Annotated in this window: 16 protein-coding genes; 8 read left to right on the plus strand and 8 right to left on the minus strand. The window is 44.2% G+C overall.

The features are described 5' to 3' along the window. Nucleotides 1-17 precede the first annotated feature (17 nt). The 4 genes from cysD to ACX0G9_RS06670 all read right to left on the minus strand — a co-directional run bounded on the left by cysD (nt 18) and on the right by ACX0G9_RS06670 (nt 11,360). Nucleotides 18-974 carry a sulfate adenylyltransferase subunit CysD gene (gene cysD, locus ACX0G9_RS06655; protein WP_459064089.1) on the minus strand — a complete coding sequence of 319 codons (957 nt, stop codon included), beginning with the start codon at nt 972-974 and terminating at the stop codon, nt 18-20. A gap of 73 nt (nt 975-1,047) precedes the next feature. Continuing rightward, nucleotides 1,048-1,779, minus strand: coding sequence for a phosphoadenylyl-sulfate reductase (locus tag ACX0G9_RS06660; protein ID WP_459064090.1), 732 nt, complete (start codon nt 1,777-1,779; stop codon nt 1,048-1,050). Nucleotides 1,780-2,140: 361 nt separating this feature from the next. Next, a complete protein-coding gene (locus ACX0G9_RS06665; protein ID WP_459064091.1) occupies nt 2,141-5,299 on the minus strand; it encodes a glycosyltransferase family 117 protein in 3,159 nt (1,052 codons plus the stop codon). 106 nt (nt 5,300-5,405) lie between these two features. Next, complete coding sequence (locus tag ACX0G9_RS06670; protein ID WP_459064092.1) at nt 5,406-11,360, minus strand: S8 family serine peptidase; 5,955 nt, start codon at nt 11,358-11,360, stop codon at nt 5,406-5,408. A 114-nt stretch (nt 11,361-11,474) separates the two neighbouring features. Between ACX0G9_RS06670 and ACX0G9_RS06675 the strand changes: the two genes are divergently transcribed. Both ACX0G9_RS06675 and ACX0G9_RS06680 read left to right on the plus strand, forming a co-directional pair. Beyond that, nucleotides 11,475-12,605, plus strand: a complete 1,131-nt coding sequence (locus tag ACX0G9_RS06675) for an acyltransferase family protein (protein WP_459064093.1) — start codon at nt 11,475-11,477, stop codon at nt 12,603-12,605. A 10-nt stretch (nt 12,606-12,615) separates the two neighbouring features. After that, nucleotides 12,616-13,455, plus strand: coding sequence for a Cof-type HAD-IIB family hydrolase (locus ACX0G9_RS06680; RefSeq protein WP_459064094.1), 840 nt, complete (start codon nt 12,616-12,618; stop codon nt 13,453-13,455). 35 nt (nt 13,456-13,490) lie between these two features. Here the strand turns inward: ACX0G9_RS06680 and ACX0G9_RS06685 are convergent, their stop codons facing one another. The 3 genes from ACX0G9_RS06685 to ACX0G9_RS06695 form a co-directional block, all read right to left on the minus strand. Further along, complete coding sequence (locus tag ACX0G9_RS06685) at nt 13,491-14,120, minus strand: response regulator (RefSeq protein ID WP_459064095.1); 630 nt, start codon at nt 14,118-14,120, stop codon at nt 13,491-13,493. Nucleotides 14,121-14,191: 71 nt separating this feature from the next. Further along, nucleotides 14,192-14,821: a hypothetical protein gene (locus ACX0G9_RS06690; RefSeq protein WP_459064096.1), complete on the minus strand. Its 630-nt coding sequence runs from the start codon at nt 14,819-14,821 to the stop codon at nt 14,192-14,194. After that, on the minus strand, nt 14,812-15,318 hold the full coding sequence (locus tag ACX0G9_RS06695; protein ID WP_459064097.1) for a hypothetical protein: 507 nt from the start codon (nt 15,316-15,318) through the stop codon (nt 14,812-14,814). The genes ACX0G9_RS06690 and ACX0G9_RS06695 overlap by 10 nt, the downstream gene beginning before the upstream one ends. A gap of 417 nt (nt 15,319-15,735) precedes the next feature. On the opposite strand from ACX0G9_RS06695, the gene ACX0G9_RS06700 reads away from it, so the two are divergent. Further along, entirely contained in the window at nt 15,736-16,737 is a 1,002-nt protein-coding gene (locus tag ACX0G9_RS06700) for a helix-turn-helix domain-containing protein (RefSeq protein ID WP_459064098.1), read from the plus strand. Nucleotides 16,738-16,788: 51 nt separating this feature from the next. Then, entirely contained in the window at nt 16,789-17,718 is a 930-nt protein-coding gene (locus ACX0G9_RS06705; protein ID WP_459064099.1) for an AraC family transcriptional regulator, read from the plus strand. A 44-nt stretch (nt 17,719-17,762) separates the two neighbouring features. Here the strand turns inward: ACX0G9_RS06705 and ACX0G9_RS06710 are convergent, their stop codons facing one another. Then, the gene (locus ACX0G9_RS06710) at nt 17,763-20,840 is read right to left on the minus strand and encodes a sensor histidine kinase (protein WP_459064100.1); all 3,078 of its coding nucleotides are present in this window, start codon (nt 20,838-20,840) and stop codon (nt 17,763-17,765) included. 610 nt (nt 20,841-21,450) lie between these two features. Here ACX0G9_RS06710 and ACX0G9_RS06715 point away from each other — a divergent pair. The 4 genes from ACX0G9_RS06715 (at nt 21,451) to ACX0G9_RS06730 (ending at nt 25,364) form a co-directional block, all read left to right on the plus strand. Beyond that, on the plus strand, nt 21,451-21,933 hold the full coding sequence (locus ACX0G9_RS06715) for a hypothetical protein (protein ID WP_459064101.1): 483 nt from the start codon (nt 21,451-21,453) through the stop codon (nt 21,931-21,933). Nucleotides 21,934-21,977: 44 nt separating this feature from the next. Then, nucleotides 21,978-23,102 (plus strand): murein L,D-transpeptidase catalytic domain family protein, encoded by a 1,125-nt coding sequence (locus ACX0G9_RS06720; protein ID WP_459064102.1) that lies wholly within the window; start codon nt 21,978-21,980, stop codon nt 23,100-23,102. 454 nt (nt 23,103-23,556) lie between these two features. Then, nucleotides 23,557-23,919 (plus strand): hypothetical protein, encoded by a 363-nt coding sequence (locus ACX0G9_RS06725; protein WP_459064103.1) that lies wholly within the window; start codon nt 23,557-23,559, stop codon nt 23,917-23,919. A 314-nt stretch (nt 23,920-24,233) separates the two neighbouring features. After that, complete coding sequence (locus ACX0G9_RS06730) at nt 24,234-25,364, plus strand: phage integrase SAM-like domain-containing protein (protein WP_459064104.1); 1,131 nt, start codon at nt 24,234-24,236, stop codon at nt 25,362-25,364. Nucleotide 25,365 lies beyond the last annotated feature (1 nt).

The following is a 25,365-nucleotide window of genomic DNA, read 5'->3' on the forward strand; positions in this document are numbered from 1 at the left end:
TTTAATTCTCCGGGGAGTTAGAAATATCCGTTTTTCTTCCTGTCTTCCATAGCGGCTTCAGACACCTTGTCATCGATCCTGGTTTCGCCGCGTTCGCTGGTGCGGGTTGCCGTAATTTCCTTTATGATGTCATCAATTTCCGAAGCGGTTGATTCCACTGCCGCTGTACAGGTCATATCACCTACGGTACGGTAACGGACGGTCTTTTTCTGGATCAGGTCCGATGCATCAAGCCGGATAAAGGGGGAAACAGCCACCCATTGGCCTTCAAAATCCAATACTTCCCGTTCGTGAGAGAAATAAATGGAAGGGAGTGCTATTTTCTCCCTGCGGATATAATTCCATATATCCAGCTCCGTCCAGTTACTGATTGGAAATGCCCTCACATTTTCTCCTTTCCCGATCCTGCCATTATAGATATTCCATAGTTCAGGTCGCTGTCTTTTAGGATCCCATCCGCCAAATTCATCACGCACAGAAAAAATTCTTTCTTTGGCCCTTGCTTTTTCTTCATCTCTTCTTGCCCCGCCGATAAGGGCATCGAAGCCGAACTCTTCAATGGTATCCAGCAGGGTAAATGTTTGTAAAGCATTGCGGCTGGCAAATTTTCCGGTGGGTTCTGTCAGTTGTTTGGATTGGATAGTATCCTGTACCTTTCGAACCACCAATTTTTCACCAATTGCAGCGGCTAATTCATCCCGGAATTCCAATGCTTCCGGAAAGTTGTGCCCGGTATCGATATGAACAAGGGGGAATGGGAATTTACCCGGACGAAAGGCTTTAAGGGCCAGATGAACCAGGGTTATCGAGTCTTTACCGCCACTGAAAAGAAGGGCAGGCCGCTCAAACTGACCGGCAACCTCGCGAAAAATATGAATGGCTTCGGATTCCAACTGATCCAGATAATCTAACTGGTATCCCCCCGACCCCCTGAATGGGGAGTTTGGCAACTCTCTGTTATTCTTTTCGCTCATTTCAATTCTTTTCTGTTTGTTAATTGTCTTCTGTTTGTTAATTGTCTTCCGATTTTTATGTTCCCCCAGGGGGTTAGGGGGTGTGCAGTCCGCATTCTTTTTTACTACTGTCTTCCCACCACCATCTTCCCGCCCTGAAATCTTCGCCAGGCCTGATTGCACGGGTGCAGGGCGCGCAGCCGATGCTTACAAAGCCCTTGTCGTGCAGGCTATTGTAGGGCACATTGTTTTCGTTTATATAGTTCTTTATGTCCTGGCTGCTCCAATGTAAAATGGGATTATATTTAAGGACCTTATTACCTTCGTCCCATTCGACCAGCCGGTGATCTTTTCTTTCAGGCGAATGTTCGGCACGAAGACCTGTAATCCATACCTGCTGACCCTTTAACGCTCTTTTCAGCGGTTCTACCTTGCGGATAAAACAACAATCCTTTCTGTTTGCAACAGATTCATAAAATGCATTCGGCCCTCTTTCATTAAGATAGTTCTCGAGCAGTGCCCGGTCGGGATAATAAGCCTTGATTTTTGTATTGTACTTTTCGTTGGTGCCGCTCCATACAGAATAGGTTTCGGCGAATAATCTTCCGGTATCCAGGGTAAAGATGGAAATGGGAAGACCCGCTGCCAGAATCTGATGGGTAATTACCTGGTCCTCTACGCTGAAACTCGTTGAGAATACCACTTGTCCGGGATAGGTCTCTGCCAGCAATCTGAGGGCTTCCGTAATGGAAAGTCCGTTTATCAACCCACTGATCTTGTCGGGTATTTGGAACGGTGCTATATGTGTTTGTGTTGAATGATCCATGTTTCGGTGGTTGTTTTCGAACGAAGATGTCTAAAATGGCTTGCTGAATAGACAAAGGAGGATCAACAACAACAACAATTGTTGCAGCAGGAAGGGGAGAATATATACAATATCGAAGAGGAATTTTTAATCATCTCAGTCCACCATTATGATGGACAAAGATAAAGTGGAAATGTCAATTAAAAAATATTTTTTAAGAATAAGCAGAACAGCAGCGTTCCCGCAGTAAGAATTAAACTAAAAAGGGTTAAATCTATGTTTTCTTTAAAAATATAGATTTAACCCCATTATTTAGCACCGTATTTCCCTGCAATCATCCGGCTTATTCAAGTCTTAACAATTCAGGATCAACATTTTGTATTTATTTCGTTTGTAATATCGGCTTATTCTCTCCTGATCCCTGGCCTGCAGGAGCCGAATTTGTGTATTGCTTTTCCCACTGAGCTATTTGTAAAAGGATCTGGTAGGAGGAAAGGATGTCCTGTGCAAAGGAGGCCTGTCTTTCCGTCAAATTCCCGCCTTTACCCTGCATCAGCATTTGGGCGTTAATTGCCAATTGCTCATCCGGCATATTTTCTCCCAGGGATTTATAATAACGCATTTGTTGTTCCAGATCCTTTTTGAGGGAACTGGATACTTTTTTCGCCAGGGTAAAATCATCCGCAACATAACAGGCTTCCAAAAACCGAAAGGAAAAGTAATCATGCAGATTATTCTGGTTGGATGTCATTCCATACGGGAAATTGGATTGCAGGACATGCTGATCGAAGCGTTCCAGCACCTTACGGGCCGAATCCTTTTTTCCAGCGGTTGCGAGGCTCAGGGCTACCTGCGCATGAGCATATTTGATACTGTTCAGATGCCTGCGATTTTCCTCGTCATAATAAACCCCTTCTTTATCGGCATTACCATAAGCAAATTTGTCCATGATCACCTTATAGGCGGTTTCGTTATCTACATTGCCGTTCTCTACCGGTACAAGCTGGTAGGCCAACCCTCTTAGTCTTGCATATTTCGAAAGCCCCAATTCTCCTAACTCCTGCGGAGAGGTGAAGCAGATCGGCCGTTGCCATTTATTGGCAGCAATAAGACCCAGGATCGCCAGATCGTTCTTTACCAGATAGTGTTTCTGGTCCGGGAGATCCAGGTGCAATTCACTCACTACACTGTCTCCTTCATGCACGGTACCATTGTGCCTTACGGTGTTGATATCTACCGGAACGGAGAATTTTTTCACCGGGAACATATTGATGGTGCTTCCGTTATCGGTGGTATTGGTATATTTCGGATCGTCGCTGCCGACCACATTCTTCATGATATCATAAAGATCGTAGTATTTATTCTTGTCAAAGCCAGGCATTTTATCAGTATAATAAGTGACATTCCTTCTGTCTCCCATGATCTGTTCGGGGGTAAAGATAATATCGAAGGGGGCGCTTTGGTTGACCTTATACCTCAGCTGATTCATATACCAATCCGTTCCCAATAAAGTGTTGACCATAACACGTACATCAGGGCGAATCCCTTCCACTTCCTGTGCATACCAGAGCGGGTAGGTATCGTTATCCCCGAAGGAGAACAGAATGGCATTCGGCGGACAGCTTTCCAGGTAATCCCTGGCAAGATCCCTGGCAAGGGTCTTTTTGCTCCGGTCATGATCGTCCCATTCCTGGTTGCCCATCAGTACCGGTACGGCCAGGAAACAAAGACCGGCTGCAGCATAATTGGCCGCAGGTCCCTTAACTACCTTTTCGAGCTGTTCTTTGATCCAGATGACCGCAAGGCCAATCCAGATGGCAAACACATAACAGGAGCCTGCATAGGCATAATCCCGTTCACGGGGCTGAAGACCCGCCTGGTTCAGGTAAATGACGATGGCAAAACCCGTGAAGAAGAACAGTAGCCCGGTCACTAAAAAATCCTTCCGGTTGCGGAAATACTGAAAGACCAGTCCGATCATCCCCAGAATAAAGGGCAACAGGTACATCCGGTTATAGGACTTGTTATTGGTATGGATACTGTCGGGTAATTTGCTCTGGTCTCCCAGGAAATAGTTGTCAATGAAAGAAATGCCGGTGATGGCATTGCCGTCCCTGACGTTCCCGAACCCTGCCAGGTCATTCTGTTTGCCCGAGAAATTCCACATGAAATAACGCAGGTACATCCAGCCGGTTTGGTAGCGCACCAGGTATTTGATATTATCGGCCATGGTTGGAGATTCTCCTTCCGCCAGCCCTGAAAAATTACGATAAGTATCGACTTCGCGGCGTTCATTGCTGCTATTCCACATCCTGGGAAAAAGATGGGCAGACGGGGTATTGCCCCAATCCTGTTTGATTATCTTCCCAGCCACTTCATATTTATCTTTCCCTTTTACATAGGAATCGCCCCCATCTACACTGGGAGGGGGATCGGTGAAATCCGGTCCGTAAAGAATGGGCCAGTCTCCGTATTGGTCGCGGCTGAGATACCCAACGAGACTTACGGGGTTATCTACATTGTACATATCCACTGCCGGATCGGCATTGGAACGGATAATAGTGGTGAAATAGGTGGAATAACCCAGCAACATAAAACAGCTGCACCAAAGACCCAGCTTAAGGTAATAATATTGTTTACGTACGGCCCAGCGGATCGCGAAGACCAATGCTGCCGTAAGTACGATGAAGAATACGGCAAAACCCACGAAGAAGGGCATGTTCAGGGAATTGACGAAGAAAATATCGAAGGCGGCCGCTCCCTTGATGGTATATTGAATGACGAACTTCTGAACGACCCCGGTGATACCACAACCAATGACAAGCGCAATGACCGACCCCAAAAGAGTTGGTTTGTACCGTTTGAAATAATAGATCATGACGATGGCTGGGATGGTCAGCAGGTTCAGCAAGTGTACCCCGATCGAAAGACCCATCATATAAAAAATAAAGATGATCCATTTGTCGGAGCCGGGCTGGTCGGCATTGTGCTCCCATTTAAGAGCGGCCCAAAAGACCAGGGCCGTAAAAAAAGCGGAAGAGGCATATACTTCTCCTTCTACTGCACTATACCAGTAAGAATCACAAAACATATAAGCGAGGGCGCCGACGACGCCGGCGCTCATGATGGTGAAGATCTGCTGGCTCGTAAGAGCCGCGAGTGAATCGGTTCCGGTCGGGTCCAGGCTTCCTTTGGTCAGGCTGCCTGCCGGCAGGCTGCTTTTTTGCACGATCTTACGGGCAAAATGGGTGATGGTCCAGAACAGGAAGAGAATCGACATGCCGCTGGCTATAGCACTCATAAAATTGACACCCCTGGCTGCCGTTAGCGGATTATCGCCAAAAAGGATGATAAAGAACCGGCCCATGAGAACGAAGAGAGGGGCGCCCGGCGGGTGGGGGATCTGCAGCTTATAACAACTGGAAACGAACTCACCGCAATCCCAGAAACTGCCGGTGGGCTCCATAGTCAGGACATAAACCGTACAAGCAATCACACCTACAATCCAACCCACTACATTATTCACTCTGTTAAAATTCATATAGAATGGCTTTTTAGGAAGGGACAAATATAGGCAGCTTAAGGCTACAAGCTTCACGCTTCAAAGGGGAAACCCATAAATTTTTTGAAAATTTTGTTAATAACCGCTACCGGATGAATATTTTCTGAACCCTGGTGCCGGATCCTGTCTGAACCCGGACAAAATAAATGCCTTTGGCCAGGGAACCCAGGTAAAGGGTATTCAGAAATCCATGGGCATTTTCCCGAAGAACAATCCTTCCAGAAACATCGGTCAGTTGTATCGCCTCACAAATGGCGGATGTGAATATAAAAAGGGTCCCGTTAAGAACAGGATTGGGATAGAGATTGACCACAAGATCCCTCATGGCCTTTTTATCGGATACCAGGATTTCGTCTATCCCAATACCTTCATAGGTAGTGCCGGCTACTGTTTGAAAAGCGATCCGGAAACGAGCGGAAGTTAATCCGGTAGGTATATCATAGCTGGATATATGCCATTGGGTATTGGATATTTTCCATGCCTGAAGTGGAGCATAATCATACCAGCTAACGCCATTACCGGCTACACCCAATTTTATCCAGGTCGCGCCATCCTGGCTGTATTCTACCCAATGGTAGGCGCAATCACAATTGTCTGCAGTCCGGAAGATATGATTGAAAGACAAGACGGGACTGGTTAGGCTGCTCAGGTCAAAACAAGGGGAATACAGGTAAGACTGTTCATTCGGATTATAATTTCCGTTCAGATTGGTGACCCAGCATTTTGAACCATAGGCGGCCTTGTTGATAATGCTTTTTGCAGGTGTTCCCCATTGCCAGCTATCATTTACTCCTCCTGCATACCAATAGCCGCTATTGTTCTCGAATCCTTCCTGGTAAGGGAAGGATGAAATCAGGGGAGTGGTTTGAATAGAAACAGGTGTCAAACTATCGTTGCCGGTATTGTTATCACCACTGTAACTGATCCATGCACTAAGATCATATTTCCGGTATGCAGAAAGATCCGCTTTTTGAGAAAAAGCATATACCACGGAATCAAGGGCAGCAATGACCGGAATATTTTCCGTGACGGCCACCCCATTGATGGAATAGGTAACCGGTATATTGGCCAGATCGTAAGGACTGTAATTTTTTACCTTCACCCGGACTGTTTCTGCATTGGATAAACCGCAGCTATTGGAAAGGATGGGGCTCACCAGGGTTGGCAATATACCTGCATCTGTGGCCGGCCTGGTATTGATCCAGAACTCGGAGAACCCGTTCACCCGGTATTGCGCATAATATCCATTGTCGTAGGGAATAACGTTCACTGCCCGATGGGCCGCCAGATACCGGAAGGTCCCGGTCGTATCATTGTTCAGTGTGCTATCCTCCTGCGCCAGGACCTGGCTGCTATACTGCATAATTCCGGACTGATAGGCATCCGGAATTGATGTGCAGGTTGCGCAGCCCGAGGCATCGATCAGGTTACCGGCTTCGGTATCCAGGAAATAAAACCGGACTGAAACCTCCCCGGAAGGGATATTTGCAGGCTTGATCACGATATTCCGGTTAAGATAATATTGTTTACCGTCATTAGGAACAGGGCCGGGATCGATAAAGACCTTTACCTGTGTATTGCCCAGGTCCTGACCGTTGGGATTCAACGAAACCACCCGTTGACCTCCGATATCAAAATTTATCCAATTATTGCCGTTGACGGGTTGGCTGAAACCATTGCTGATATTAGGGCCGCTGTATACCGGTACCTGGTCGAAAACATGAAAATCATCTATCCCGATTCCCTCATAATTGGTAGCAGGGTCACTTTTCATGACGATACGGAACCTTACTTTAGCGGTATGGACCGGGATAGGATAACTGGAAACATGCCATTTCGTATCTGAAAGCTGCCAGGCCTGCCTGGTTGAATTGTCGTACCAATTGGTCCCATTTCCGGAAACCCCCAATTTTACCCAGTTAATCCCGTCCGTTGTGTATTCCACCCAATGGTAATCACAATCACAATTGTCTTCCATTTGGAAAATATGGCTAAAGGAAAGCATCGGATTGGCCAGGCTGCTCAGGTCAAAACAGGGAGAGTTCAGATAAGACAATTCATTATTATTATAGGTTCCGGTAAGGCTGGTTGACCAGCATTTTGATCCATTGGCTGCTTTGCTGATGATTGCCTTGAAGGGAGTGCCCCATTGCCAGTTGTCATTTATTCCATTCGTATACCAAAACCCATTGTCCTTTTCAAACCCTTCCAGATAAGGATAAGAGGTAATCAGGGGAGTGGTAATAAATTGAATCGCAGACAAAGTATCATTCCTGGAATAATTGTCTCCCGGAAAACTCACCCATGCCCTGATGGAATAATTTTGAAAGGCCGAAAGGTCTGCCGTTTGTGCAAATTGGTAGACGATGGAATCAAAGGGCTTTATCGAAGGGATTTTTTCGGTAACCGTAATCCCGTTCACCGAATAGGTCACGGGTATATTAGTAGCGATCCCGGAATTATAATTTTTTACTTTTACGCTGATCGTTTCGCCATTGGTCAGTCCGCAAATATTGGATAAAACCGGCCCTTCCAAAGAAACCATACTTATATCCTTAGTCGCCCGGGTAAGGGTAATATCGTCAAAGGAATACCCGTCATCCAGATTCCCGTCTGGGGTTACGGAATTGGCGGAAGTGTATCCCTGTTCTCCGAATTTGAGTTGGAAACTACTGCTGATGGTCTGCACAGGCAGGGCCTTTGAAAGGATACCGGTGATGTCGATACTGGTTGCCGGTTGAAAAATGCCGAAATGGGAGGCAAGGGTATCCAGGGTAAAAACCGGTATCCAGTTTGCCTGGTCATTTCCCCTTATCCATACCCGGTTACCGGGAAGGGTAAAATCAATACCTTGATTCCGGTAATAAAAGTCAAGCCAGATCTGGTCGCTGGCCGAATAACCGGAAAGATTGAAAGTACCGATCAGGCTATCTGCGGTCGAAAGGGGATTGAAATGGACCTGATCGAGGGTGGCACTACGGTTCCCGGACCTTGCGAAACCCGTATTGACAAAGGTCCTGATCCTGCCATTGGAATTATTGGTCCTGAAGTCCCAACGATCCAGGCCATCCAGACCCAGGGTAGGGAAAGTATATTCACCGGCGGAGGCTGTTTCAAAATCCTCTGTAAATCCTTGATTAAGGGTTACCGGATCATTTGGCAATTGTTTGATCGTGGCGGTGAGGGTATCGTTGCCTTGCTGCGGATCTCCCGGATAGACCACCCAAATCTGCAATTGGTAGGTGCCCGGTGTCGAAAAATCGAAGGGCTGGCTAAAGGCGTAATTGAGAGGGATTCCTGCAGAAAGGACCGCATTGTCCGTTTCCGTTACCACCGTACCTCCATTTACCCGGTAACAAAGTGTTATGGGCCCGGAGGTCGGAATGGTCCCCAGGTTCTTTAATTCCACCGTGACCAGGGTATTGGTTCCCAATGCGGAGGAGGTAGCTGCCCGGCCGTACAAAGGAGCGATCAGGGAATCCGGGGTAATATCTTTATCCAGGGCCGGCAGAGCACAGGCTCCGGCACTCCCGGCCGGAATAATGGTGGCGGCTACAGAAGGTCTTCCGGGACTGCCGTTGTAAACGGCCCGGACGGCAAACCAATAGCTGCTGTCCCGTCTCAGGTTTCCCAGTAAATAGCCGGTACCGGTAGTATTGGCTACGGTTTGCATACGGTCTCCCTTTAATTGCAGGATATCGTAACCGGTCGCTGAAGTAACGTTTGTCCAGCTCAACTGCGCGTATCCCTGGCAGGGGTTAGTAACTGTAAGATTAGGTTGTCTGAGTATCGTAAAATTATAATCGCTTATATCACTAAGACCTGTACCGTTGCGGGTGATCCGGATCAGGCCCTTATCAGTCGCGGGTGCCGGAGTAGTCCAGGGATACAGCCGGCTGTCAGAAGGGACAGCATTATCGATCAGCGTCCAGGTACTTCCGTTATCTGGTGAATATTCCAGGGTAAAGGGGTTTGGGTCGCCTCCGTATGCGCTCCACCGGATGGTTTCGGGCTGACTGGGTAACCAGGTCTCGTTTCCAAATGGATATTCTACGGTAACCGATGGAGTAATGACCTGGTAGATTATAACAAAATCCTGACTTCCGGCAGGGACATTACTTCCCGTGACCGAAAGGGTAAAATTTCCGCCTGGAGGATTATTGATCACTATTTGTTCGATATTATTGAGATGGTCCTCTCCCTCAATTGCAATGTCATTGACATGCAGGATATCGGGATTCAGGATCAGGGGATGGTGCAGGGCTCCATCGGGAGAACTAACCGTGAGATCGAGGTCATTGACAAGGGCTGATGCCGCAAAAGGTGCAGCAGGAGCATCAGGCCAATATAACAATATCTTTATTTGCTGTGCCCCTCCCGGGATTCCCGGCAAAGTAAAGGTTTGGGTATTGCCATTGGTAACCGAACCCGCCATATAATGATTATTCTCAATGGTCTCTACGGCTGTCCGGGCATTCAGCGAACCGAACCCAAACGTATAATCCGGTCCCGGATTGCCAAGATCGGTTGCGCTATTGCAGGCAATGGCCTTGATCAAAGCTGCGGTGGGATTGGTATTCCCATGAAGCTGCCGGTACCTTTGGTATAATAAGGCCAGGGTGCCGGTGACGGTTGGACAGGAAAGACTGGTGCCGGAATAGGTACCGTAATTGTTATAAGGCTTGGTGGAAGTGATATTTTCCCCACCGGCAACGATCTCCGGCTTGGTCCTTCCATCAAGTGAAGGGCCCCTGCTGGAGTTGGGGCTGATCAGGTAGGTAGTGTTGTCTACGTTGCCAATGCATAAGGTGTTCTTTGCGACCTGGTATCCGGATTTGACTGTTCCAAATGACCTGGGATAAGGAGTGCAGGTTAATTGGCCGTCATTACCCGAGGCAAAATCATGCAGCAGGAATGGAAAGGCCAATAATTGGGCGTCTGCATAATTGCTGAGGACGTCATATTCACCTTCCCAGGCACAACCAGCATCATAGGCGGTATAGGAATTATTGGTCAGCACCATTCCAAAGTCCGCTACATAGGCAGGAGTGTTGACCAGGATATCGCTGAAGTATTGGTTCACAAGCCGCGCATGCGGCGCCATTCCTTTATATTGGGGATTCAGTATCCCTCCGCCGGCGACTATTCCGGATGTCAGGTGGCCATGCAGGTCAACGGGAGCGGGGAAACGTTCGATCAGTCTGCCGGTAAAATCCACATGCGTATAGGGAGAAGCATTATCACCAATCCCAATGGTAACGCCATCTCCCTGAAGATTACGCCCGGATGGGGCCCCGAGAACATCCAGACCATGCGCTGCCCGGTTATTATAATTCAGGGGACGGTCTTTCAACGACTGAGGAGCCAGGTAACTGATAAATGGCATGCCGGCGATCCGTTGCAGGACCGGGCCGGTAGCCTGGATAAACAAGGTGCGATCAGGCTGTATCTTTGTGGGAATAATCGTTGCACCTGTCTTTTCCAATTCTGCGGCGACATCCTTCTTGTCCATCGACCCGAAAAAGCTGACAGCGACTAATTTATCAGGGGTGTGTGCAAACCCATTCATATCCTGAAGCAACCGGCTTGAAATCTTAAACCTGACCGGCAATTCGGAAACTGCACTTACCCCATAATTTCCAAGGACCACCGTTGAAAAGCTATCCGGCATTTCTGCAAGGAAAGCCTGGCCAGGTAAATAATCGAAAAGACGAATGCCCTGACCCGCCAATTCCTTTTTTTGCCTGGTATCCGGAAGTTTATCGAATTGAACGAGGGCATAATAACTATTCCGGTAGTGAACACTGTGAAGTGATTGTTTGGAAAAATCTTTTTTGTCTTTTTTATCTTTCCGGAGGATATTTCTTTCTGCCAGAAAATTTCCATTCCTGAAAAAAATGGGATTGGGTTTTTGTTGTCCTTTTACTGTCTGGCCCATTAACAGGAAAACAACCTGGATCAGGATTATGAACAGGAAATAGGATTTGAATCTATTTACCGAATCTTTCCGGTACAGGAATGAGATATTTTTGGTCTTCACTATTTCGGAAAGGATTTAGAAGATCAAGATACTGGGATATTACCAATAACGCGGGGATATGAAAGATATTTCCTACTTTTCTACCTTATTTTCAATCCTTAACAGTATCACCAAATGACGCAAGCCTCATCAAGATCCCTGGCTCTCGATATTTTCAGGGGAATGACCGTTTGTTTTATGATCATTGTCAATACTCCCGGAAGCGAGTTGTTTACATATTCCCCGCTGCAGCACGCCCATTGGAACGGTTGCACGCCAACAGATCTGGTTTTTCCCTCTTTTTTGTTTGCGGTTGGTAATGCGATGAGTTTTGCCATGAAGAAATACGAGGCCCTGGGTAATAGTGCCGTACTGCAAAAAATATTCAAAAGGACCCTGCTGATCTATCTGATCGGATATCTCCTTTACTGGTTCCCTTTTTTCCAGGTGGAAAATGGTCACCGGGGGCTGAGCCCGATAGCCCATACCCGTATTCTGGGGGTTTTGCAACGGATTGCCCTTTGTTATTGTTTTGCCTCCTTACTGATCCATTACTGCTCCCGTCAAACAGTTCTTATCCTATCCGGGGTCTTTCTGCTTGGATACTGGGCAGCTTTGCTGCTGTTCGGAGTTCCAGGAGCCGATCCCTTCAGTATGACCGGAAACGCAGGTTACCGGCTCGATTTATGGGTTCTGGGTCCGGATCATCTCTATCATGGAGAAGGAGTGGCATTTGATCCTGAAGGCATTTTAAGCACTTTGCCGGCTATTGTAAATGTAATCGCAGGATATTTTGCCGGCGTATTTATCCAGCAAAAAGGTAAGACTTATGAGGGACTGGCAAAATTATTATTAGCTGGAAGTCTGCTGATGGCTATTGCGGTTGGGTGGGACCTGGTGTTCCCTATTAATAAAAAACTCTGGACAAGTTCATATGTCCTGTATACCGTAGGTATCGATCTGATCTTCCTCTCCATGCTGATATATATTATTGAATTCAGACAAAAGACCAGATGGACTAACTTCTTTTTGGTTTTTGGAAAAAATCCGCTGTTCATCTATATACTTTCGGAGTTGCTGGTCGTCATTCTCTTTATGATACGTATCAATCCCAATGGCAGCCTTTTTGAATGGGTCAACAAAAACTTCTACCAGGCGGTTTTCCCGGGAGCTTTTGGGTCCTTGTTATTCGCCCTGAGTTATATGTTCCTATGCTGGTGTGTGGGAAAATGGCTGGATTCCAGGAAAATCTATGTCCGGGTTTAAATCCGGTTTTATGTCTTACATTGCGGTCCTTATTTCTAAAAAGACCATGTATAAAGCTGTATTCCTGGATATGGACGGTACGCTCTTACGGACGGATCATACCGTTAGCGAATCTACTAAAGAGACGATCAAAAAGATAATGGATAAGGGCATTCCTGTTGTGCTGGTTTCTGCCCGGCCGCTCGATGCTATTTTGCCTACCTGCCGTGATATCGGGGGATTGAATTACCCCGTGGTCAGTCTGAACGGGAGTTATATCGTAGAGCAGGAGGTTCCCATATTCCAGGCTGCTATCGATCTGGCGACTACCGCGCAACTGGCTGAGCAGATCCGGCCTTTCAAGGCAACCGTTGCGTATTACCTGCAACGGACCTGGTATGCCGAGGTGGATGATTCCTGGACGCAGCATGAACAAAAGATCATGGATGTGAAGATCGGGATCCATCCTTTTGCCGAATTGATTGTCGATTGGTCGGCTAAAAAGGTCGGTCCCAATAAATTAATGGTGATGAGCGATCCTGCCTCCATTGCCCTGACGGAAGCCCATCTGAAAAGCATTCACGGAGACTCCCTCAATATATATACTTCCAAACCTACCTACCTGGAGATCATGGAGCCCCAGGCATCCAAATCGAAAGCCATCCAATTTCTGATCGAACGATGGAACATCGACAGGAAGGAAGTCATGGCGATCGGGGATAACTATAATGACCGGGAAATGATAAAATTTGCTGGAATGGGAGTAGCCATGGGCAATGCCCCGGACGAGATAAAAGCAGATGCAGATCATGTGACCGACACGAATAATAATGATGGTGTAAGAAAGGCTTTGGAGAAATTCATTCTTTAAGTTCGAACCCGGCCCGGAGCCAACAGACGCAGTAATCAAATAATTTCGTACAAACGGGCGAGATTGATCAGTTCTACCGTGTTGGAGATCTTAAGTTTATCCAGGATGCGTGTTTTGTGCGTGCCGACAGTCGATTTATGAAGGCTGAGGGTAGTGGCGATCTCAGATACGGAACTGCCTTTCAGCATCTGTAAAACTACTTCGAATTCCCTGTCCGACAGATCTTCAAAAGGATTATCCTTTAATTTTTGGGTTAATTCACCGGATAAGATCTCCGCAAGGTTGTCGCTGATATATTTTTTTCCTCCCAGCACCTTTTGGATGGCATATTTGATTTCCGATTCCTTGGAATATTTGTTCAGGTAGCCATGGGCGCCAATCTTTAGAAATCTCTTTGCAAAAAACACTTCCTGGTTCATCGTGAAAATGATGATCTTAAGCCCCTGATATTCTTTTAAGAGGTAAGTGGTAAGGCTGAAGGATTCGGTTTGGGGCATGTTGATATCCAGGATCAGCAGATCAAAACTGGTGGATTTCATTTTCCTGATCACCGTTTCCCCGTCCTCCGCTTCATCGATAATAACATCACGAATGCAGCTATTTATTAAAAGTTTCAATCCTGCCCTGACAATAGAATGATCATCGGCTATTAAAATAGTTTGCATGTGTTTAATCTTGAAAAAAGGATCTGGTCCCAAATATAAATGATATTACTTATATTAAATGGGGCCTTGTTTCACATTTTTTTTGATTTGGCGATGATTCCCTCTTTATAGGATCGGACGACTTCCTGCATTTTTTTATATTTTGGGATGGTGGTCTGTAAAAAGAAGATATAAAAAGAGATGGAGAGAAAAGTAATGATCAGCCACTTATAAAACCCGTTTTGGCTTAAAGAGACCCATGCACTGGTTTTCAAAAGGAAAAGAAGCTCCTGAAAGGCGGCCAGCAGATAGAATCCTCCGATCACACTTATGATCCGGAAAGAAAAGACATATTTATCGAAAACCGTTTCGATCCGGGTAAGAAAAGGGATCAATTTTAGAGAGAATATAGAAGCGTAATCGGCAAAATAAAGAAGCCTGATATGAAAATACAAAAAATAGGAGAGGAGCAAAAAAAGGGTAATCTGTTGGAAAAGCTCCGGGCCGCTTTCTTTAAACTGGATCCATAATTGAAAGACCGTGAATAACCATAATACAATGCCTGTTATGACCCGGAACATGAGTTTGTTCTTCAGGTAAAAATCATCTGGCAATGGATTTTTAACGGCAAGATCTTCCAGTTCGGAACTTAGGACAGGACGCTCTTCCAATGACATCTCCGGGAAACTGTCCCAGTGCTCCTGTAATTTATTTAGCTCCATATCAGCTTTTCCTTTAAATAAGGGATGAAATTAATTTTTGATCTTTCCTTTTCCATTTGGGTCTTTACGGGAACAGGAGCGAATCCTATCAGATCCGGTATCCCCAGGGATGAGTATTTTTCCAATTGAAAAAACAACAAAATTTTGTCGTAATTGGACAGTTCGCCTGTCGCAGCCCTGAATTTTACCATTTTATCCTGATAATCAGAGGATTTGAATTGTATGGTGTTATCCTGATCACCTTTTAAATTAAGACAAATGGTATGCAGGGCCGTCATATTCAGACAGGCTCTCAGGAAGAGTGTATCCTTATCTTCTTTTCCTTTTTTACTCAGTATGCCTTGTGTTACGGCCGATATAATTCCTGCGAACAAAGCCTGATGCTCTTTATAATTATTAGCAAAAATGCGGCAAACGGAATAGACTTTTTTGTGTTGGAGTTTGAGGATGGAACGCAGGTGTTCTCCAAGATCTTTGTTTTTCTTCAGATAATTCATAAGTACGGATTTTAGTGGACAGTATGGATGCTCCGGTAAATATTTCAATAAAACCAGAGTAAAGATAATTGTCTTTTCTAATTCGGATACGCGTCCGGACAACCTGGGTGCGATCCTGTTGAAATAAGAGTAAATTCCGAAGCATGGTTTAGTGAATACACTACACTTTATATTTTTATGCTATGCGTTTTGTCGATAGAAAATAATTAGTAAAAAAACTACTATCAATTAAATCTTTTACTATATATTTCCGGAAGTGTTAGTAATAACTTGTTGGTAATTGCGTTCATTGTAGCGTATCTGTGCCTTTTGTTTAATCAGAAGAAGTTAATCGTCAAGTAAAGAATTTAAACAGCTTATATGTGGATTAGTAGCCTGTATAAGTTCTTAATGAATGGCTGAAAAAAATTTTATTCAATGAGTTATGTATCTCTTGAAAGTTCAGAATCGTTTCTGAAATGTTTTGAGGTGATGGCAGAAGACAATTCTTGTATCGTTTCGGATTCGGTACTTTATTTTTCAGGAAAAACAGGGAAAGGCTTTATTACAGTTGCCGGCGCTCCTGCCGGCATTGAAGTGTTGGCGGTAAATGTTTCTATGCTTGCAGAAGACCTGACCTTCTGTTTTTTACCGTCTCAAAGCGCATCATCTTATTTTTTAAGTTTTGAAGAAATCAGTATTCCTTCCAAAGGAGATAATGACCATTCTTTAGTTTCTACCGGTATTCCCGGAGACCGGATAAATTCTTCCGTAACGATTACCGATGCCGGGCAGGGTAAATTGGTGACTTATCCAAAAGAAAGGGCGATCCGCTCCCTCATCATCCGGGTGGAAAAATCCAGCATCGCCAGGCTTATCCATGATTTCGATGCCGGCACGATCGGGGCCATTCTGGAGTCCAATAAGGAAAATGCCTCCCTCAGTTGGCCTATAACCTTCAGATACCGCTTACTGATCAATGATTTTCTGGCAGAGATTCTGCAGCATCCTTTCCGGGAACTTTTTACCATCCGGAATATTTCCATTTTAGTGGAATATCTGTTCCAGCAATTTTATGTGATGGAGAAATTGGGTAAAGAAGGAAATTACCTCAGTACGCAGGATACGAATAACCTGACCAAGGTAGAACAGCATCTTTGTGTTAATTATAAAAATGAATTTCCGGGAATAGAAAAGTTATCCCGGATTTCAGCTATGAGTCCCACGAGCCTGAAAACCAAGTTTAAAAAATATTATGGGGAAACCCTCTTCAGCTATTATCAAAAGAATAAATTGGAACATGCCAGGAAACTTTTAGATAATAAAGTACCTGTTAAAGTGGTAGCTACAGAGATTGGTTATTCGAACCCCTCTCATTTTACCCTGGCCTTTAAAAAAGAATACGGTTTTTCGCCCTGGCATTACCTTAACCCGCATTGAGCCAATTCTTAAGCTATTTTGACCCTAATACTAACCTGGAAACGAAAGATTATGAAGCCCCTAACCCCTTCTTCTTTTAATCAGAAAACCGATACTCCGTATCGGTTTTCTGAAAAACTACCGATTGGATTTACCATTACCTGTCTGCAGGAAACTGCGGACCAACTGGATATCACTCTTCCTTCCGCAGGCCAGGACGGGTTTGTCATGACCTTCGTCAATTATAAGGGCGATCTGCAAATTGCGATTGGAGAAAGAAGGGATGAGCTTCAACCACTTAGCCCCGGACAAGGGCTATTATCGTTAGGTTCTCTACCGATGTCGTTCAGGTCTTTTTCCCCGGTTCATTTTTCGGCCATAACCCTTTTTATCACCCGGGACTGGATCAATCTTTTTATGAAGGATAATGGTAATTTTTCAAAGATCGAACAATTGCTGGAAAAGGATTCCACCGTGGTCACCTGCAGACTGGGAAGGAGACAATTGTCCCTCTTTTCCATGATCCTGACTCATAAGGGGCAAAATGCCGGTCAGCAGGCCGGTAACCTGCTTGAGATCCAGAATCATGCCTTATGCCTCCTGGAATATTTTTTGTGTAACCGCCACCAAACCCTTCCAGGCGTTCACACCTCTTCCTCCATTGACAATGAAGAAGACCTGAGCCTGATCCGTGAAGTAGAGTCCTATATTTCAGAATTTTATTGTTCAGATACATTCACCGTCGATTCCATACTAAAGAAAACATATACCAGTTATCATAAGCTGAATTTTTTGTTTAAATCGATACATGGAATGACGATCTCTGAATATATCCGGAATAAACGGATTGAAAAATCAAAAGAAATGATCGCCGATAAGGTGAAATCGATCAGCCAGATCGCTTATGAGATTGGCTATTCCAGCATCAGCAACTATATACTGGCCTTTAAGAAGATTTATCAAATGACTCCCGGTAAGTATAAGAAACAAATGGAGGCCTGAATCCAAATTCCTGAATCCAACTCCCGGAATCTACCCGGGGAGTCCTAAAACCTGAGTTCGATCACCGTTCCTTCGTTCGGGCTGCTCTCGATCGATACCGTTCCATTGATGCTCCTGGTAAGATCGAAAATGAACTTATGACCCAGCTGGGTACCGCTGGTAACATCCTCTAAATTTTCGTTTTGAAGAAAGGCTTCGATTTGTTCCCGGCTCATACCTTTACCGGTATCGGAAACAGAAATGATAATGCAGTCTTCCCCGCCATAAGCTTTTACCCGTATATTGCCCTGGTCCGTATATTTATTGGCATTGTCAACCAGGTTACGGATGATCGTGATAAGAATATGCGGGTCGGAAAAAATGGATAAATCTTCGTCGGCTTCATAATCAAAACGATTTCCTTTTTGCTGCACCTGTTCCCTGAAAAAGTCATGAATTTCCTGCAATAAGGGTTTGATCGGGAAAAGGCGTCTCGATACGCTGAAATTATCCTTTTGGCTGGTTACCCAAAGCAGAAAATCCTCAGAAAAATGGTAAATATCATTTGCACCTTTTTTGATCAGGTAAGTGCGTTCTTTTAAGGCTACCGCTGAAAATTTATCCTGGTTGTCATGAAGATCGCTGGTGAAAAGAGTCAGGAAACGCAATGGAGAGCGAAGATCGTGGATGACGAGGGAAATAAGCTTCTCCCGCACTTTATTGATCTGCTTTAAGGCTTTTTGGGACTCCTGCAATTTTTTTACGGTATCCTCCAGTGCTACCACTGTACCTTTTAATTTTTCTGCTTTACTGCGGATCTCCTTTTGTTTTTCAATCAGGGTTAGCCGTAATTGTACGAGAAGAATCAAAAGCAGGACCAAAACAAGCAGGAATACGAGCATAAACCAACTGGTCTGATAAAAATGAGGTAGAACGACCAAAGGCCATTCCCGGTAAGTGTAATTATCCTTTCCAAAGCCATTGACTTTTCTGATACGAAGGGTATAATTTCCAGGCCCCAAACGGCTAAGGTTGATGACTCCATCTTCCGGCACGTCTTTCCATTCATTATTTAATCCTTTCAGGCAATATCCCAGCGAAAGATTGTTCTTATTGCCCAGAAAGGGGCAGGAAACCTCCAGCAACAAGGTATTATACCCTGAAGGTAAGTTGATAAGGTCTGCTTTTTTCCCTGTACTCCCGTCAATTTCTATATTGGTAATATCAATATTCCCCCCGGGAAAATAGGCAGGAAGTGAATCCGGATAGAAACAAATGATCCCTTTCATGGAAAGCATAACGGCAAACCCATTTTTGGTGATTAGCCCGGAAGAATTGAAGCCACCATTGAACTCATTTGTCGGGAGGCCATCCTGCCTGCCATAATAATAATAATAAAGCTGATGGCCGGACGAATCGCACCAGGAATCAAGATCTGCTTTTGGGACCTTGAACAGGCCTTTATTACAGGTTATCCAAAGGTCGCCTTTGCCATCTTCCAGAAAACAGTGAGAGGTGATCAGGAAGCGATTTTTATCCAGCGGCATATTAAAGAAACGATTCCTGTAATAGTAGGTATATCCCTGCCCGTATGTACCTAATAAAATGGATCCATCTTTACAGGGATGAATAGTTCTGACATGCTTGCCGGAAAGATCAGGGACCAGTTTTGCCCGGGAGTCTTTCAGGTTATATTCGATCAGCCCGGTTTCCCCGGCAATCCAGAATACCCGGGATGATACCAGGGTAATACATTCATTGGCCCCCTTCGGGGCCAGCTGCTCCTTATTGAAAAGAAGCCGGAAGCTATCCTTATCGAGACGCCACAGGGATCTTTGGGTTAAACAATATAGGTTGCCTTCTCCGTCCTGCGCATAATCAACGATCGGCGCATCTAAGGTTGGAAAAACTTTTACCTGTTTCAGGTCCTCTGCCAGCTTCCGGGGAAGATCGTGAACGGCCGTCCAGATATTCTCGTTATTATCCGCAAAAAGACATTTTTGGGATAGTGAGGTACCCTTTTCTACCAAATGGAATTTCCCCCGGGCATCAAAAACAAAACGGTTCGTAAATATGGTTGAGTCACTAAGCAGGGTGAGGGGCCCAAACAAATATTGAGAAAGGGCCTGCTGTAAGGAAATTGGGAAACCGGAATGCCGGAACCTGTTCCTTCGAAAAAAATAAAAGCCATCCGTTCCGGTTGATACTGCTAAAAGATCCAGTTCCGGGTTGTAATCTACTCCCGAGACATTCGTAGCAAAGGCAAGATCAAGCAAGTACTGAGTAGTCAGAGACCCGTTCTCCCTGCGGGAGATCCTGTATAACCGGTTGCCTGCCAATAAATGATTGAAAGTCCCTGAAAACAAACGATAATTATGTTCCTCTTCCTTCGTTCCCGGCTCTGCTAAAAGATCTCCCCCGACCGGTTCGGGTCCGCGGATCCTGATCCCGGCTGCGTATATTGACCTTACCTCATTTTTATAAAGAATATACAGCCAGTCATTCAGGACAAGGCATTGGGGACCACTGCTGTTAACTGCACCTGATTTTTGAAGATGTTTGTTGTCAAAATAATAAAGGGTATCACCATAAATGAAATAAACATGGGTGGAATCGACAGGAAAAAATTGGTCATTATGTAAAAAAAGATACCCGAAAATTCTTTTTCTTTTTTCCGATTCAGGGACCGGTGCCGGGTCTTCCAATAAATGGCAGAAATTGAATAATTGTTTCCGGTTATTAAGTAGCCAGGCTGCTTTCAACAAAGGTGTATTGACATGGCTTAACAAATGCCCATTCCTTCCTGCATTACGATATAAAAAATGATCCACTGTTTGAGAATACAGGGTGTCTTTGTTGTCTTTACCCAGGAATTCCAAATTTGCCTCCATGGCAGGTTTGTCATCCGGTGTATAAAGTTTGAAAGAATTTCCGTCAAAACGAACCAGACCTACCTGAGAGGCAAGCCAGAGAAACCCGCTTCTGTCGAAAAGCAGATCGTTAATGCTGTTTTGAGGAAGTCCACTTTCATCATTGAAATGCTGAACCGTATAGCCATTGAAAAGATCAGACTGAGCAAGGGCCGGAGATGCAGACAAAGAAAGGATGGTGAAAATGAAAAACCTGATAAACTTGTTTATCATGCCTTAACCTTAAAGGTTAAATATAGCAGAAAAATGGATCAAATTGCCTTACGGGTAAAGCGATTTTTTTCGAATTCTTCTTTACCGCTATATATAGTATGAGGGAATACAGGACAGTGCAGGACAGTTGGCGTAAGGAGCTCCCTGGATAGGAACCGGAAGAGCGAAAACCCTAAAAAAAGAAAACTCTCTAAAAAGAGAGTCTTCTTTACTAAGTTATCCGAAGTTTTTGTATCAATTTTTAAGTCTTCGGATATCGGATCCATTTTTCAAGTGGATATTGGTTTTCTTTCGATAAGATATTGGATAAATAAACCTTAATGGTTTTTAAAGATATTTCTCAATAAATGAAAAACTTAACCAATTATTATCTTTTAAATGGCAGGCAGGACATACCCGATTATTTGGATCGTGCAAGTGGCATTAATCTCAGTCAACTTGTCTTTCTTAGTAAATCAATTTAAAATTAGGAATGGATGATTGGCTGATATTTTATTTTTTTTACATACGGAAGATATTTCCTTAATGCCAGTACAATAAGTTAATTGAATTTCCCGGGTATCGGTATTGTTGAAATTTCTTCTCCTAGAAATCAATAAACCTGGAACCCATGCCCAATCCAAAAATCCGGCCCCCGGCCCGTCTGCTTATGCTGGTGGTCTTCCTTCTGATACTGATAACCGAAGTCAGGTCTGCCCCGGGTTATCTTTTTTCTCTTTCCGACTTTACTGCCAATACGCCTGAATCCAGGAATTTTCTGCCTTACAGGGATGACACTGAATTAATAAAAACGCCGGAAACCGGAAAAGCCTCCCTTCTTAAAAATAAAAAAGAGAACGAAACGTTTTCGAGACATGTACACAGGGAGAAGAACAGCGACCTGGTCATTCTTTTGCCCAATGCTGCCAGGATAAAATACAAAGTCCGATTCTTCGATGAAGAAAATAACTTTTTGTTTGAAATTAAACAGCTGAGAGATTCCGTCCTGATCGTGGAGAAGTTCAATTTTCTGCATACCGGTTTGTTTCAATATGAATTATATAAAGAAAATGCACTGGTAGAAAGGAATACGTTTTTAATAAAAAATGAATAGAAAAAAATTATAATCCAATACTCATCCTTTTTAAAATCCATTCCATGAGAATCCTTACAAACCTTTTTTGCAAGGTTGCTTTATCATCCATGATTATCACGGCTCCAGCCATGATAACAGGGAATTATAAGGAAACCGGTTATGGGAAAAAGGCTTCAAAACGGGAGACCCTTCCATATTTCTCTTCAGCGGTCATTCAAAAATTTGTCAATTATACCACGTTGACGGCTTCCCCGCTTTATCCGGAGGAAAAAATAGCTGTGTACCGGGCCAGATCCATGAATCCATCTTTATATAAGGGAAAATCAGAAGATAAGGAAAAATCCGAGGACAATGGAAAATCTGAGGACAAGGGAACGTTGAAGGGAACGTTGAAGGAAACGTTGAAGGAAACGTTGAAGGAAACGTTGAAGGAAACGTTGAAGGAAACGTTGAAGGAAACGTTGGAAAACAGCGTAAAGACAGAATATTCAGGAAAAGCCAGGAAAATGAGCTCAAATTCTCCTGAATTGGTGGCCAGGGATCTTTCCATAGCGGCAGGGATCAGGATGGCAGAAGTCAGGATGGTGATCAGTGAGGCGGATATCCTTTATAATGATATGGACCTTGAGCGGGCCGGATTGGAAGAGAAGGCTTTTGAATATGCCTGGCGAGGATATCATAACCTGGTAAAAAAAGGGCTGATCAAAAAGAAAAATATACTGTCCATCTGCGATTTCAGTCAATCTTCAAGCAGTAAACGAATGTATGTCATCGATGTCCGGCATAAAAAGCTTTTATACAGGACTTTTGTAGCACATGGCCAGAATTCAGGGGCGGAATATGCCAGTTCATTTTCCAATGAACCCGAATCCTTTAAGAGCAGCCTGGGTTTTTATGTGACCAACAGAACTTATTATGGGCACAATGGCCTTTCTCTTAAGATGGAAGGGGTGGATTCCGGGTATAATGATCTCGCAGGTAAACGAAATATTGTATTACACGGATCCTCCTATGTCGGACAGAAATACCTGCACAATTATGGTGCCTTGGGAACCAGTTTAGGGTGTCCGGCACTGCCAAACACCATTAGTCCACGGATTATCAGGGCTGTGAAGAACGGTAGCTGCATTTTTATTTATCACCCAACAAAAAAATACCTCGAAGGCTCTTCCGTCATTAACGGCTGAAGTCCTTATAATCTAAATATATAGCAGCCGTCGCAAAGTGGCAACCCCTAAATCCTGACCCACAGGATGAACCGGAGGCTGATCGGAAGATCAGCCTCCTTACCCTTTAGAAACCCTCTCTTTTCTGCCTATAAATGGCTTTTTTCTCTAAATAAAATAAAAAATAGAATTTTGTATAATTATTTCTATTTTTGGTTTAGAATAACATTTCTAGGGATGTTGATTCCCGGATCATTTCCAAAATGATCCCAGGTTTTGTTCCGATTCGGGATCGGAATAAGAACCGCTTCTAAACCTTTCTCTTATTACACCTGTCCAACCAGTATCCTGGTGGCTTTGAGGTTGCCTGACCCACACACGCAAAGCATGCCGACCATTTGGTTTAACAAGAATTCGCACACTTAATTACATTACTATGGCTGGTTCTAGACCTAGACCCAACGAATTAGAGAATATGCCGTATGCATCCTCCATGATGGAATTAGTGACAATGGTAGATAAATTCGAATTCGAATGTTTTTTTGACCGCAGGTGGCATATTATAAAAGTCAGGCCAATGCTGATCAATTCCATTGCCGTTTTCATGGTATATTTTTCCGATGGAGAGGCGCCGCCCATGGCTCTCGTTTATAATAATAAGAATATATGGGCCAATATAGAAAACGAGTCCATGGAGGACAATTCAAATGCTAACATGACAAGGGCGATAGGTTCGGGGATCGAACAGTTTTACTCGACCCGTTATCTGCCCTGGTCTCCTCCTTATCTTAATCTTCACCCGGATCCGTCAGTATGGCATAATGCACCGTTAAATTAAGCGGGTAAGATAATGACCCTATTGGTTTATTAGGTGCGCCTTTCCGTTATGGACAGTTTATCTCCGGCCTATTTCTATTCTATAAAAAAACAGTGTAATGCCTGGCTGTGGGAGTAGCTTGGCTCATAGGATCAAGGAGTTAGAGTAGGAATCGAACCTTTTTGCCTAATCTCCGGATTGCCTGTATACCCTAAGTTTTAGCTTTAAAAATGGAGGATTTCCAAAACATTAATCCTCGTTCTATAATGTAAAAGGCCAACTGTACAGGAAATTCTAATGTAATCTCTTATATTTGGGCAAAAATCATTTTTTGAATGCCCATTGTACATTTTTATTTAAAGAAACCGGATAGCCAATCATCCAGATCACTCATATACCTGCAGTTTAAATACAAGGACAGGAAACTGGTCTATTCTTTTGGGCAAAAAATAAATCCTGCGGACTGGTCCAAAGAAAAAAACAGAGTAAAAAGCAGCCGGCAAACAATCCTTAACGGTCAATTTGCTATAAACGATCAGTTAGATGAATTGGAAAAGATTTGTTTACGAACTTATCAGGAAGAATTGTTGAAAGGCATTCCTCCGGTGCAGGTACTTAAATTCCGCCTGGATACTTTTCTTAAACAGAAACAGGGTAAACAGGATGGTTCCACCTTCTATCATTTATTCGACCGTTTTATTTCAGGTGAAATTAAAAGCAATGGGAAAGATAAAAGCCCCAATACTTTAAAAAATTATACAACCACCCGGGGCCATCTCCAAAAATTCGATCTTAATACCCGGTATCATGTACATTTTGAAAATATAAACCTGGATTTTTTTTCCAAATACACCACTTTTCTTAAAGATGAATTAAAGCTCAGGCCAAATTCGATTGCAAAGGATATTGGTGTTCTGCGTACGGTTATGAATGAGGCAGTTACCCTGGAATATACCACCAATATTCAATGGCGGCATAAGAAATTCAGTTACCAGGGCGAAGAGCCCCCTGCTGTAAAGTTGGATGAACAAGAGATCATTGCCCTTTGTTCGGCAGATCTGTCCTCCGTAAAACGTCTGGAAAAGGTCAGGGATCTTTTTGTTCTTGCCTGTCTGACCGGTCTCTCTTATACGGATTGTCCGGACCTTCAACCGGAAAATATCATACGGATCGACGGGTTTCCATTTATAAAAATGAATTCAAAGAGAAACCGGGCCCAGCAAATCGTATTTTGTCATCCTTTGGTTCCGGAAATTTTCAAAAGGTATCAGACTTCTTCCAACAAATTACCCAAGGCCCCTTCCAACCAGAAATTCAATACCTATATAAAGGAAGCCTGCCAATTGGCCGGCCTGAAAGAGCGGGGGAGGATTTCGGCCGAACCGGACAGAGAGCTTTGGCAGTGTATTTCTTCTCACACGGCCCACCGGTCATTTGAGGCAATTGCGGGAACTTTCTCCAGATAGG

The organism is Flavitalea flava (assembly GCF_054461575.1).